This window comes from Enterococcus sp. DIV2467a, from assembly GCF_050532945.1.
In the GTDB taxonomy this organism is placed as follows: domain Bacteria; phylum Bacillota; class Bacilli; order Lactobacillales; family Enterococcaceae; genus Enterococcus; species Enterococcus faecalis.
In genome coordinates, this window is sequence record NZ_CP172896.1 from 1,228,529 (window position 1) to 1,241,142 (window position 12,614).

Sequence of the window (12,614 nt, forward strand, 5' to 3'; positions counted from 1 at the left end):
AAACAGCTATTATTTTCGTTATCTTTTCAAAAAAGTGAAATTTTGTTACGCTTTTTTAGTTTAAATGAAATGAGGGAGTCTATGGAGAAAAAGCAATTAAAAAGAGAGATAACAACGTTTGGTGCGTTATCCACGGTAATGGGTACGGTGATTGGCGCTGGTGTTTTCTTTAAAGCTGCGAGTGTCGTTGGACACGCACAGTCAGCTAGTTTAGCTATCTTTGCTTGGGTGTTAGGTGGTGCCTTAACCATTTGTGCAGGATTAACCAGCGCCGAACTTGCTACAGCAATCCCTGAAACAGGTGGCGCCGTGAAGTATATTGAATATACATATGGTAAATTAGCTGGTTTTCTTTTAGGGTGGGCACAAAGTATCATTTATTATCCTGCCAACATTTCGGCGTTATCCATTATTTTTAGTACACAACTAATCAATTTGTTTCATTTATCGGCAAATTTATTGATTCCGATTGCCATTCTTGCGGGAACTAGTATCACCGTAATTAATTTATTAGGAACAAAAATTGCTTCTTTGGTCCAATCAACGACATTGGTGGTAAAACTGATTCCAATTGCCTTGATTTCTTTAGTAGGATTATTTACTCCCGGACAGGTAGCTGTTTCACTTTTTCCTGTTGAAACAACAGCGAATACTGGCTTTTTAGTTGCTTTTAGTGGCGCCTTAGTCGCCACCATGTTTGCTTATGATGGCTGGCTAGGTGTGGGTAACGTGGCTGGTGAAATGAAGCGACCAGAAAGAGACTTGCCTAAAGCCATTATTTTTGGTTTGTTATTGATTACTTTAATTTATGCTTTAATTAATTTTGTGTTTCTAAAAACATTACCAATTGAGCAAATCGCTGGGAATTTGAATGCAGCTTCGGATGCTTCTGTGGCTATTTTTGGACCAATTGGCGGCAAAATCGTAACTATTGGGATTTTAATCTCTGTATATGGTGCGTTAAACGGCTACACAATGACAGGGATTCGGATTCCTTATGCCTTAGCCTTAGATAATCTGATGCCTTTTAGTCGTCAGTTTCAAAAGTTGTCTAAACGCTTTGTTGTTCCTTACGTTGCTGGAATTTTCCAGTTAGCTGTAGCCATTATCATGATGTTTTTCGGAACCTTCGATTTATTGACGGATATGTTAGTTTTTGTTATGTGGCTGTTTAATCTATTAATTTTCTTAGCTGTTTTTATTTTAAGAAAACGAGAACCTGAATTAAAACGACCGTATAAAGTTCCTGGCTATCCAATTATTCCAATTATCGCAAGTCTAGGTGGTATCTTCATCTTGGTTACAACAAGTATTACACAGCCTATTCTAGCATTGATTGGTATAGGGATTACGCTTTTAGGAATTCCAGTTTATTTAGTTAATAAACAAAAAACGAAGCCAAAAACGTAAACGATTCAATCGGATTATCATAGTTTTTCTCAAAAATTTTGTGATTCAGAGAAATTTTTGAAAACTAAACGCAAGATTTTTTTAGTATAATACTAAGTGTCTAGGAGTTCCACTATTTTGGGGAAGATAGATGGACAGCGCAAACTTCAAAAAAAGAACCTTCATCTTACTGGTGAAGGTTCTTTTTTTTGCTGAAATCATAAAATAAATGCGTAGTTTATTAGTGAGAGGAGGAAATGAATGACTGAAAATGTAAAAAAATTAGCCCATCAATTAATTGAATGGGGCGTCCTTCATGGGGCGCAAGACGTTTATTTTTTACCCAATGATACCGAAATAGCCATCTCTTTTCGGACAGGGATGCAACGGACACTTTACACACAAGTTTCCGCAGAAATAGGCGAAAAGTTAATTTTCCACTTTAAATTTATAGGCGGCATGGATGTCGGAGAAAGACGAAAAGCACAATTAGGCGCGACAACTTATCTAATTGGCGAGACGAAGCAACGCTTGCGTTTATCATCTGTGGGAGATTTTCAGAATCGAGAGAGCTTGGTAATTCGTTTTTTGCACCGATTTGGTGAACAAGCTGAACATTTTTTCTTTCCCCACCAGCTGAATGAAATTGAAGCATCTTGTCAGAAACGAGGACTTTATTTATTCAGTGGGCCAATTGGTTCTGGGAAAACAACAACCATGTATCGTGTGGCTAAACAAAGAAGTGGCGAACAACAAGTGATAGCGATTGAGGATCCTGTTGAAATTGAGGAAAAGCAGTTTTTACAGTTGCAAACAAATGAAAAAATTCAGTTAACGTACGAAGCCTTGATCAAAGTTTGCTTACGCCATCATCCTGATATTTTGATTATTGGTGAAATTCGTGATGGCGAGACGGCTCAAGCAGTTATTCGAGCCGCCTTAACGGGTCATACTATTTTTGCGACAATTCACGCCCGTAACTTATTGGGGGTGCAACGGCGTTTGATAGAATTAGGTGGCCCAGAGCATGAATTGGCTGAATGCTTGCAAGGTATCATTTATCAACAGATTTTGACAACCACGATTAATAAGGAACAAGTAGCGGGAATTCTTTATGATTATTTCTTCTTTAAGGAAGCCGTTATAAAGAGTAGTTGGCAAAAGAATCTAAGAAAGGCGTGGGCGTATGGGTTTATTACAGAAAAAACGTATTTTCAAGCCATCGAATAAATTAACGAAAAAACAACAGCAGCTTTTTCTGAAACTATTAGCGGATTTGCTTGCAAATGGTTTTAATATACAAGAAAGTTTTTCCTTCATGAAAAAATCAAACGCCTTACCTCAGCACAGTATAACTTTTTTAGTTGAAGGCTTTTCCTCAGGCATTGCCTTACAAGCTTTAGTTGAAGAATTAGGATTTTCAACAATGGTCTCGGCACAATTGTCGTTTGCTACTGCACACGGGGATTTGGTAGGGACACTACAAGCGATTTCCGAACATTTTTTTCAAACGGAAAAATATCGGCAACAGTTCTATAAAATAATTAGTTACCCGCTGCTCCTGATTGTTTTTTTGATTCTCGTCATTGTTGGTATCCGGCAATTTTTATTGCCCCAATTAATGGAAAATGATGCCAATAGTTATTCTAAAAATATTGGGATTCTTCTGATTGTTTACAGTCCATACATTCTGGTTACCTTAGTTTTTGTCCTCTCATTTAGTTTCTTCATTTTAAACCGTTATTTGAAGCATCAGTCTGCTATTCAGCGAGCGTTCATTTATCTGAAATTGCCAATTATCCGTGGCCTTTATCGGGAATACGTCAGTGCTTTTTTTGCACTAGAATGGGGGAAGTTGCTTGCACAAGGATTAGAAATGAAAGAGGTCATCGATTTGATGCGCCATACAACCAATTACCCTTAATGAAAGAATTAGCTGGAGCAATTAGTGAAGGACTGCTAGTTGGTGAAACCTTACATAGACAATTAGCTGCTTATCCTTTTTTTACAAAAGCATTGGGTTTAATGATTCAACAAGGAGAAGTAAAAGGAAAATTAGGCAAGGAGTTGATGGTTTATAGTAATGTCTGTTTCCAAGTTTTTTTCAAAAAAATTGAACGAGTCATTACCCTTGTTCAACCATTTATTTTTATCATAATTGCTTGTTTAATTATCGGTGTCTATGGGGCAATGTTGCTGCCTATTTATGGCAATATGGAAGGAGTTTTATAATGAAAAAGAAACAAAAATACGCAGGGTTTACATTATTAGAAATGTTGATTGTCTTATTGATTATTTCCGTATTGATTTTACTTTTTGTTCCTAACTTAGCGAAACATAAAGAAACAGTTGATAAAAAAGGCAATGAAGCAATCGTAAAAATTGTAGAATCACAAATCGAGCTCTACACACTAGAAAAAAATAAGACGCCTTCTTTAAATGAATTAGTCAACGAAGGCTACATTACTAAAGAGCAGTTAGATAAATATACAGCAGAAAAGCAATGAACAAGTCAGCAGGATTCACATTAATGGAAACACTTGCTAGTTTGACGATTGTTTGCTTTATGACTATGCTCCCAACACTCGCTATTCACCGCTGGCAAGAAACATTAAAAATTGAACAGTTTCTTGCTACGGTAGAAAAACAACTTCGTTTTGCGCAACAGCAAGCAATTGTTTTAGAGGAAACACAAGAAGTTTGGTTTTTTGAAGAACAACAAAGCTTTTCATTTCCTGATAAATTGAACCAATCAGCTGGAAGGACTTCGCTAGCTGTACCTGAAAAAATGACAGTGAGTGGCCCAAGCAAACTCAGTTTTCTTCATTCGTCAGGGAACAATGGCCGTTTAGTGAAATATATTTTTACTTGGACTGAAAAGAAACAGCAACTTATTTTACAATTTCAGATGGGGAGTGGCAAATATACGAAGAAAATTAACTATTTATAGCGGTTTTATTTTATTAGAGAGTCTCGTTAGTTTTAGTATTGTATGTGTGATAGCAGGGATATTCTCCCTGACTATTACACAATTAATTCAGCAAAATTATCAACGGGAGCAAGAATTAACGCGCACTCGTCTAGGATACGAAGCAATTTTATTTTTAGAGCAGACGGGTGATTTACGTTTCAAAGAGCGGATATATCAAGGAGAAACTTACCGATTTTCTTTGATGGAGAACGAGGGAAGAAGGATACTAAAAGTCACAGATTCAAGAGGAGCGATTTTGATTGGTCAATAAAAAATATGCGGGTTTTACGATGTTAGAGTGTTTAGTAGCACTAGTCGTTTTAAGTTGTATGTGTCAATTGTTTCAGTTGATGATTCAACAAAGTTTTATCGGAAATCAATATTTGAAAAACAATGATTCGAAATCCTGGCATATTTTTTTAATTCAATTAGAAAAAGAATGTCAAAAGCTCGTTTTCCAAACAGGCTCTGCTCAAGAGATTTCTTTCCTCGACTCAGAAACAAACAAGACTATTTCAATTCAAATCAAAGAAGATAAAATTATTAAGCGAGTCAATGGTAAAGGCTATCAACCGCTGTTAATTGGTATCAAAAATGGCCAGTTTAAAAATGAAGGACAATCGTTTACTTTGGAAGTTACTTTTACTTCTGGAAAAACATTTGATAGTTTTTTTCCGATAAAGGGAGAATTTTAATGAGGCAAAAATATTCAGGAAACTTATTGTTCACGGCCATGGCCTTTGTTTATTTGATGAGTTTTCTCGCCCTTCAGTTACTAGAAGAACGTCAGTTAACACAAAAATTTACGCAAGCTACCCAGGAATACTATGCAGGGAAAAGTATCCTTCATTTATTTCTTGCAGATGTTAAACAAAATAGACGAAAGTTAAAAACAGAAGAAAGGCTCGTATACGCGCAAGTGACCCTCGATTATACATACAAAAATGAACAATTAAGAATAACTGTTTTATTAAACAAATCTGGTCGAAAATACCAATATCAAGAGAGAGTTTCTCATCAAAAAAAAGCGGAAACAATACTGGAATAGCGTTGTTTTTCTACAAATTATTAGATTTTAGAAGAAAGACAGTAAAGGCATTGATTATTCTTTCTTTTTTCGTTAAAATAAAACAGGTATGGAAGTTGTTACATTTTGAATAGAATAGAGGTGCTAATTTGTTCCCAGAAAAAATTGAAGAGGCTTTCGAGCCAATGGAACAAGCAATCCAGTTATTGCAACAGTCATTGGATACTTCTTTTTTAGATGCGTATATTGAAAATGGTGAAAATATTTTAGATGATTTTCAAGTACGAGTACTTGACGGAGTACCTAATCCAGAGACAGTGAAACAATTAGAAACGCTGTATCATACGATTAAAAAAATTGATTTAGCTCCTGAAGATGTGCGACGCTTGTCCCAATTACTTTTGTTAAAAGGAACGAGAAAAGAGCAGCTTCAAGCAAATCATCAATTGACGCCAGACGGTATTGGCTTTTTGTTTGTTTATTTAGTAGAACAATTAACAAATAAATCAGAGCCATTAAAAATTTTAGATCCTGCTTCAGGAATGGGAAATTTACTGTTAACGGTTCTGCTGAACCTTGAAACAGCTGGTTACAAAGTTTCTGGTTATGGTGTGGATATCGATGAAACACTTTTGGCAGTATCTTCTGTGAACAATGCTTGGTCACAAGCCAATATTCAGTTGTTCCATCAAGACGGATTGCAAGATTTGTTATTGGATCCAGTTGATTTAGCATTAAGTGACTTGCCGATTGGCTATTATCCAAATGATGAGCGAGCAAAGGGATTTGCTGCTGCTGCGGAGGAAGGCCATAGTTATGCGCATCATTTATTAATGGAACAAGCCATGAAATACGTGAAGCCAGCAGGGTTTGGCTTATTCTTAATCCCGACCAATATTTTAGAGACTGAGCAAAGTGAATTCTTTAAAAATTGGTTGACAAAAAATGTCTATTTACAAGGAATGATACAGTTACCTGATGAATTGTTTAAGTCAGAACAATCACGTAAAAGTATCTTGCTTGTTCAAAACAAGGGTGCAGATGCTGAGCAAGTGAAGGAAGTTTTGTTAGCAAAACTTGCCTCTTTGAAAGATATCAATAAAGTAACGGAGTTCTTTAAACAATTTGAAGCTTGGAAAGCTTCAAATTTAAAATAAAATAGTAACGAAGAGGAGAAAATTATGTCTAAAACAATTGCAATTAATGCAGGTAGTTCAAGTTTAAAATGGCAATTATACCAAATGCCAAATGAAGAAGTGATCGCTAAAGGAATCGTTGAACGTATTGGCTTAAAAGATTCTATCTTCACAATTAAATATGGTGAAGGACAAAAATATGAAGTAATTGTTGATATTGATAACCATGAAGTGGCAGTAAAAATGTTACTAGACCAATTAATCGACTTAAACATTTTAGGTTCTTATGATGAAATTACTGGTGTTGGTCACCGTGTAGTTGCTGGTGGAGAAGAATTTAAAGATTCTGTTGTTATTACAGACGAAGTATTAGAAAAAATTGAAGCTTTATCTGAATTAGCACCTTTACACAATCCAGCGAATGCAATGGGGATTAAAGCATTTAAACATATCTTACCAGAAATCATTAGCGTGGCAGTCTTTGATACGTCGTTCCACACAACAATGCCAGAACACAACTATTTATATAGTGTACCGCGTGAATACTATGAAAAATTTGCTGCACGTAAATATGGGGCACATGGAACAAGTCATCGTTATGTCTCTCAACGTGCTGCAGAAATGTTAGGTCGTCCAATTGAAGACTTGAAAATTATCACTTGTCACTTAGGAAATGGTGCTTCAATCACTGCAGTTGATGGTGGTAAATCAGTCGATACATCAATGGGCTTCACTCCTCTTGCTGGCGTTACAATGGGGACTCGTTCAGGGGATGTTGATGCGTCACTATTGCCTTATTTAATGACAAAACTTGGCTTGACTGATGTACAAGACATGGTTGATATTTTAAACAAAAAATCTGGTTTATTAGGTTTAACAAATGGTTTATCAAGCGACATGCGCGATATTCAATCAAACTTAGATAAACCTGAAGTTCAAACAGCATACAACATTTTTATCGATCGTATTCGTAAATACATTGGTAGCTATGTCACTGTTATGAATGGCGTTGATGCGATTGTCTTTACTGCTGGAATCGGTGAAAATGCAGTGGGCGTTCGTAAAGATATTATTGATGGCATGACTTGGTTTGGTTGTGAAATCGATGATGACAAAAATAATGTACACGGTGAAGAAGCAGTTATCTCAACTGATGACTCAAAAATCAAGCTTCTATTAGTACCAACTGATGAAGAGTTAATGATTGCCCGTGACGTAGAACGTCTAAAATAATTAAACGAACACACCTTGTGAGACGCTCTCACAAGGTGTGCTTAATAGGTAAATAAGAAAAAACTGAGCCAACTATCAAAAGTGATAGTTGGCTCAGTTTTTTCTTATTTTTTATTTTTCTTCATTTTTTGGTAATTTGTTGTCTAAATCCGTCCGTACAACGAGAACATCGCAGCTAGCGTTACGGATAACTGATTCAGAGACAGAGCCAATAAATAAACGCTCAACGGCATTTAATCCAGTTGCTCCTAACATAATTAAATCAATGTTGTATTCTTTTGGTAATTCTTTGGCAATGATATTCTTAGGAGAACCATAGGCTAGAACGCTAGAGACTTTTGTTTGTCCCATATCCACCGCTTGTTGTTGGTAGGTGTCTAAGGTTTCTTTTGCCATTGACATTGCTTCTTCTGCTAGCGCACCATCAAAAGAGGACACTGATTGGAAAGAGCGCGTATCAACAACATGTGCTAATAGTAATTCAGCATCGTTTCGTTTAGCGACGTTGACCGCTTTTTTAAAGGCTAAGTCTGCTTCGTCAGAACCATCGATTGCTATCATAATTTTTTGATATTGTTGTAACATAATAACCGCTCCTTTCAGCGTAAAAAAAATCATTAATTGTTTCTATAATAATTGTAAAACAAACAAAGAAAAAAAGAAACTGAAACCGCTTCTTTTTTTCTGAATATTGGCATTTTTTTGTAAAAAAAACTTCGTTCAAAAAAATCTTTTTGAACGAAGTTTTAAATTCATCGTCTTTTATGACATTTTTTTTGCAAAAGTTAAACTAAACAACGTTGAAAGTAATAAAACAAAAAAGATAAAACCAATTGACAATAACGGGCGATTAAAAATAGCCGCTAGAACACCTAGAATGGCGATAATCAAGTAATAACGCCCAAAACGTTCGATAAACTGTTGACTTTCTGTTGCAGTTTCTTTTTTTAAGAGTGGTAAAAAAGCTGCACTTTTCTTCATCAAATAATAACTGGCTACGCCTGTGACAACGGCGAGTAATAGTACGAGTATACGAATCATCTTGTCCTCCAAAAAAAAACAACTTGCCAGAGCAAATTGTTTAGAAATCTACATAAAAATGGTAAAATCCGTCGATGCCGGTAATCGTCCTAGAGTATTGAACCCGCAAGATAAGCAGGTGGGTTCCTCGATCGCAGTATTGAACTACCAAAAGAAAAGGCATGTTACCAACTTTGATACAAGCAGGATCCCTAGATATCAATAAAAATGTTCGGTCAACACAGTGAAAGGACAACGCGTACATCACAGATTTACCATCTTTATAATAGCATACTCTCTCAAAATCGGCAACGAGATTGTTTCTTTTTTTGAAAGCGTATTATTTTGTTATTTTTTCTGTTTCCATTCTTGGATACGCTTGAGTTGCTGATGTAAGGCTTGTTCATATTTACCAATATCAATCGGCTCGTAATAACGTGCCTCTTTTAATTTGTCAGGTAAGTATTGCTGATTGACCCAACCGTTTTCAAAATTATGTGGGTATTGATAACCAATACCACGGTTTAATTCTTTGGCTCCAGCATAGTGGGCATCACGCAAATGATCAGGAACGTCTCCCACAGAGCCTTGTCGAATATCTGCCAAAGCAGCATCAATCGCTGTGACTGCAGAATTTGATTTTGGCGATAAACATAAATCAATGACGACACTAGCTAGAGGAATCCTAGCTTCTGGAAACCCTAGCTTTTCGGCGGCTTGAACAGCGGTGACTGTCCGAGCGGCGGCCGCAGGATTCCCAAGACCGATATCCTCGTAAGCAATGACCATTAAACGACGACAAATAATCGGTAAATCACCTGCTTCAACTAAGCGACCCAAATAATGAAGTGCAGCATCTACATCGCTTCCTCGAATTGACTTTTGGAAAGCGGAAATCACGTCATAATGGGCATCGCCATCTTTATCATGGGTTAAGGCTTTTCGTTGCACGCACTCTTCAATAATCGGTAAGGTGATCTTAATTTCGCCTTGTTCATTTTTTGGTGTTGATTTAACAGCTAATTCTAGTCCATTTAGCGCACTACGTAAGTCACCGTTCGTTGCGCGTGTCAAATGTTGTAATGCTTTTTCTTCTAAGTGGACGGGATAATCGCCTAAGCCACGTGTGCTATCGGTTAAGGCTTCTTGAATCGCTTGCTGAATGTCTGTTTCTGTTAAGGGCTTTACTTCAAAAATTTGCGTGCGACTACGAATCGCAGGGTTAATTGTAATATATGGATTTTCGGTAGTGGCTCCAATCATAATAATTCGTCCGTTTTCTAAATGAGGGAGCAAAAAATCTTGTTTTGTTTTATCTAATCGGTGAATTTCATCAAGCAGTAAAATCACTGTGCCACTCATTTTGGCTTCTTCAGCAACGATTTGTAAATCTTTTTTAGTGTCTGTGGCCGCGTTCAACATGCGAAAGGCATAATTTGTTGAACCAGCGATTGCGCTGGCAATACTGGTTTTTCCAGTGCCAGGCGGCCCATAAAGAATCATCGATGAAAGCATTTTGGCTTCGACCATCCGACGAATAATTTTACCAGGGCCGACTAAATGTTGTTGACCAACTACTTCGTCTAAGTGACGAGGTCGCATTCGATAGGCTAAAGGTTGTTGCATAAAAGGACCTCCTTTTTCATAATCATCTTATTATAACATAAAGAACGTACATTCGCTTTTTGGTGGTTTTTTGGGTTTTAGATGGATATAGCGGAAGGTTTCGTGTATGATAGGGAGTGGTGAAAGAAATGAAAGAAACGATAGATATCTTTAACACAAAAACAACTGAAGAAGTGGCACAATACTTGTTAGGGATGTATTTAGAGCACGAAACAGCAACAGGCGTTTTAGGTGGGTACATTGTGGATGCAGAAGCTTATTTAGGTCCTGATGATGAGGCGGCCCATAGCTTTGGCTTGAGAAAAACGCCACGCTTACAAGCCATGTATGACAAACCAGGCACGATTTATTTATATACTATGCACACGCATTTAATTTTAAATATGGTGACACAAGAGCAAGGCAAACCACAAGGGGTGATGATCCGCGCGATTGAACCTGTTGAAGGTGTCGATAAAATGATTGAAAATCGCCAAGGACGTCAAGGCGTGGAATTGACCAATGGACCAGGTAAATTAGTTGCAGCCTTAGGAATTGATAAGCAATTATATGGGCAGTCGATTTTTTCTAGTTCGTTACGGCTCGTGCCAGAAAAACGAAAATTTCCGAAAAAAATTGAGGCACTACCACGAATTGGAATTCCCAATAAAGGTCGTTGGACAGAGTTGCCTTTAAGATACGTCGTGGCTGGCAATCCATATATTTCTAAACAAAAAAGAACAGCAGTAGACCAAATAGATTTTGGCTGGAAGGATGAAGAAAATGAAAAAAGCAACAATGCTCACATACTTAGAGGAACAACTTGAAAAACACTTAGGAGATTACGAAGTAGGCCTTGATTGGGATCGCAAAAACCATACCATCGAAGTCATTGTTCGTTTATATGCAGAAAACAATGAGCAAGTGGCGATTGATGATGTTGATGGTACGCTTTCAGAAGAAGAATTCATTGAATTTGAAGATGGTTTGTTATTTTACAATCCGCAAAAGTCTGTCGTTGATGACGAAGAGTATTTAGTCACAATTCCTTATGAAGGAAAAAAAGGGCTACGCAAAGCAGTTTTAGACGGATTCATTCACTATTTAAAAGTGGTTTTAGATGAAGGGCAAAGTGATTTGTTAGACTTTTTATCAGATGAAACAGCGGAAGTTTTTGAATTGCATTGGGAGCCAGCAGATTTTGAAGCGATGATTAAAAAAGTGGCAGAAACAGAAAAAGAACAATGGATTGCGTATCCAAGTTATTAATTTAGAGGTGAGAACATGAAGTGGACAGAAGTAAAAGTAGAAACGGCTAGCGAAGCAGTTGAAGCAATTTCAAACATTATGATGGAAGCTGGCGCAAGTGGTGTGGCCATTGAAGATGCGTTGGACATTGAAAATTTTGAAAGTGATCTGTATGGGGAAATTTTAGATAAAGAGCAATTCACCCACATTAAAGAAGGGGCGATTGTGATGGCTTATTTTCCTGAAACAACCTTCTTACCAGAAATTTTACCATTTATGAAAGAAAATATTTTACGCTTGCCTGAGTACGGCTTATCCATTGGTAAAAACGAAATGACAATTAGTGAAGTAGCAGAAAGCGACTGGGCAACTGCTTGGAAAAAATATTATCATCCTGTCCGTGTCACACGATTCTTAACGATTGTGCCAAGTTGGGAAGCCTATCACGCACAAGATGAAGCAGAAAAAATTATCACATTGGATCCGGGCATGGCTTTCGGTACAGGCACGCATCCAACGACTCGTTTAACCTTGCAAGCTTTAGAAACTGTTTTACGTGGTGGCGAAACAGTTCTAGATGTAGGAACGGGCTCTGGTGTTTTGAGTATTGCAAGTCGCTATTTAGGGGCTAAAGACGTCTACGCATATGATTTAGATGAAGTAGCAGTTGCAGCGGCAAAAGAAAATATGGATTTAAATCCCATTGCGGCCGATGTTCATGTGTCAGCCAATGATTTACTAAAAGGGATTGACCATTCTGCTGATGTAATCGTCGCAAATATTTTGGCAGATATTATTGTGTTAATGATTGAAGATGCTTGGCGTTTGCTAAAACAAGACGGTACCTTCATTATTTCTGGAATTATTGAAGATAAAAAAGCAATGGTTTTAGAAGCACTAACGAAAGTCGGGTTTGTGGTGGACCAACTCTTTAATCAAGGCGATTGGTATGCGATTATCTTGAAGAAACCAGAGGAAGAGTAAA

Annotated in this window: 15 protein-coding genes, 1 other RNA gene and 1 pseudogene; 13 read left to right on the forward strand and 4 right to left on the reverse strand. The window is 37.1% G+C overall.

Going from position 1 to position 12,614, the window contains the following annotated elements:
* Positions 1 to 81: 81 nt before the first annotated feature.
* The 10 genes and pseudogenes from IGL80_RS05700 (at position 82) to IGL80_RS05745 (ending at position 7,756) form a co-directional block, all read left to right on the forward strand.
* Positions 82 to 1,410, forward strand: a complete 1,329-nt coding sequence (locus IGL80_RS05700) for an APC family permease (protein WP_002360022.1) — start codon at positions 82 to 84, stop codon at positions 1,408 to 1,410.
* Between the two features lie 240 nt (positions 1,411 to 1,650).
* Complete coding sequence (gene comGA / locus IGL80_RS05705; protein WP_002360023.1) at positions 1,651 to 2,619, forward strand: competence type IV pilus ATPase ComGA; 969 nt, start codon at positions 1,651 to 1,653, stop codon at positions 2,617 to 2,619.
* A pseudogene (gene comGB, locus IGL80_RS05710) lies at positions 2,576 to 3,621 on the forward strand (competence type IV pilus assembly protein ComGB). The gene comGA and the pseudogene comGB overlap by 44 nt, the downstream one beginning before the upstream one ends.
* Complete coding sequence (comGC, locus tag IGL80_RS05715; RefSeq protein ID WP_002356991.1) at positions 3,621 to 3,896, forward strand: competence type IV pilus major pilin ComGC; 276 nt, start codon at positions 3,621 to 3,623, stop codon at positions 3,894 to 3,896. Before comGB ends, comGC begins: the two are co-directional and overlap by 1 nt.
* On the forward strand, positions 3,893 to 4,339 hold the full coding sequence (gene comGD, locus IGL80_RS05720) for a competence type IV pilus minor pilin ComGD (RefSeq protein WP_002360025.1): 447 nt from the start codon (positions 3,893 to 3,895) through the stop codon (positions 4,337 to 4,339). Before comGC ends, comGD begins: the two co-directional genes overlap by 4 nt.
* Positions 4,305 to 4,631, forward strand: coding sequence for a type II secretion system protein (locus IGL80_RS05725; RefSeq protein WP_002370967.1), 327 nt, complete (start codon positions 4,305 to 4,307; stop codon positions 4,629 to 4,631). The genes comGD and IGL80_RS05725 overlap by 35 nt, the downstream gene beginning before the upstream one ends.
* Positions 4,621 to 5,055 carry a competence type IV pilus minor pilin ComGF gene (gene comGF / locus IGL80_RS05730; protein ID WP_002357060.1) on the forward strand — a complete coding sequence of 145 codons (435 nt, stop codon included), beginning with the start codon at positions 4,621 to 4,623 and terminating at the stop codon, positions 5,053 to 5,055. Before IGL80_RS05725 ends, comGF begins: the two co-directional genes overlap by 11 nt.
* The gene (comGG, locus tag IGL80_RS05735) at positions 5,055 to 5,408 is read left to right on the forward strand and encodes a competence type IV pilus minor pilin ComGG (protein WP_002360027.1); all 354 of its coding nucleotides are present in this window, start codon (positions 5,055 to 5,057) and stop codon (positions 5,406 to 5,408) included. The genes comGF and comGG overlap by 1 nt, the downstream gene beginning before the upstream one ends.
* A 128-nt stretch (positions 5,409 to 5,536) precedes the next feature.
* The gene (locus IGL80_RS05740) at positions 5,537 to 6,544 is read left to right on the forward strand and encodes a class I SAM-dependent methyltransferase (RefSeq protein ID WP_002357063.1); all 1,008 of its coding nucleotides are present in this window, start codon (positions 5,537 to 5,539) and stop codon (positions 6,542 to 6,544) included.
* 24 nt (positions 6,545 to 6,568) lie between these two features.
* Positions 6,569 to 7,756, forward strand: a complete 1,188-nt coding sequence (locus IGL80_RS05745) for an acetate/propionate family kinase (RefSeq protein WP_002357064.1) — start codon at positions 6,569 to 6,571, stop codon at positions 7,754 to 7,756.
* A gap of 111 nt (positions 7,757 to 7,867) precedes the next feature.
* On the opposite strand, the gene IGL80_RS05750 is transcribed toward IGL80_RS05745, so the two are convergent.
* From IGL80_RS05750 to IGL80_RS05765, 4 genes are all read right to left on the reverse strand, one after another.
* Positions 7,868 to 8,341, reverse strand: a complete 474-nt coding sequence (locus tag IGL80_RS05750; protein ID WP_002357065.1) for a universal stress protein — start codon at positions 8,339 to 8,341, stop codon at positions 7,868 to 7,870.
* A 177-nt stretch (positions 8,342 to 8,518) separates the two neighbouring features.
* Positions 8,519 to 8,797, reverse strand: coding sequence for a hypothetical protein (locus tag IGL80_RS05755; RefSeq protein WP_002380425.1), 279 nt, complete (start codon positions 8,795 to 8,797; stop codon positions 8,519 to 8,521).
* Between the two features lie 61 nt (positions 8,798 to 8,858).
* Positions 8,859 to 9,052, reverse strand: a non-coding RNA gene (ssrS, locus tag IGL80_RS05760) — 6S RNA.
* Positions 9,053 to 9,124: 72 nt separating this feature from the next.
* Positions 9,125 to 10,402 (reverse strand): replication-associated recombination protein A, encoded by a 1,278-nt coding sequence (locus IGL80_RS05765; RefSeq protein ID WP_002360030.1) that lies wholly within the window; start codon positions 10,400 to 10,402, stop codon positions 9,125 to 9,127.
* A 128-nt stretch (positions 10,403 to 10,530) separates the two neighbouring features.
* On the opposite strand from IGL80_RS05765, the gene IGL80_RS05770 reads away from it, so the two are divergent.
* From IGL80_RS05770 to prmA, 3 genes are read left to right on the forward strand one after another with little or no spacing between them, the layout of a single operon-like run.
* Positions 10,531 to 11,208 (forward strand): DNA-3-methyladenine glycosylase, encoded by a 678-nt coding sequence (locus IGL80_RS05770; protein ID WP_010708145.1) that lies wholly within the window; start codon positions 10,531 to 10,533, stop codon positions 11,206 to 11,208.
* Complete coding sequence (locus tag IGL80_RS05775; RefSeq protein WP_002388170.1) at positions 11,165 to 11,650, forward strand: DUF3013 family protein; 486 nt, start codon at positions 11,165 to 11,167, stop codon at positions 11,648 to 11,650. The genes IGL80_RS05770 and IGL80_RS05775 overlap by 44 nt, the downstream gene beginning before the upstream one ends.
* A 15-nt stretch (positions 11,651 to 11,665) precedes the next feature.
* Entirely contained in the window at positions 11,666 to 12,613 is a 948-nt protein-coding gene (prmA, locus tag IGL80_RS05780; protein WP_002357075.1) for a 50S ribosomal protein L11 methyltransferase, read from the forward strand.
* The last annotated feature ends 1 nt before the right edge of the window (position 12,614 follow it).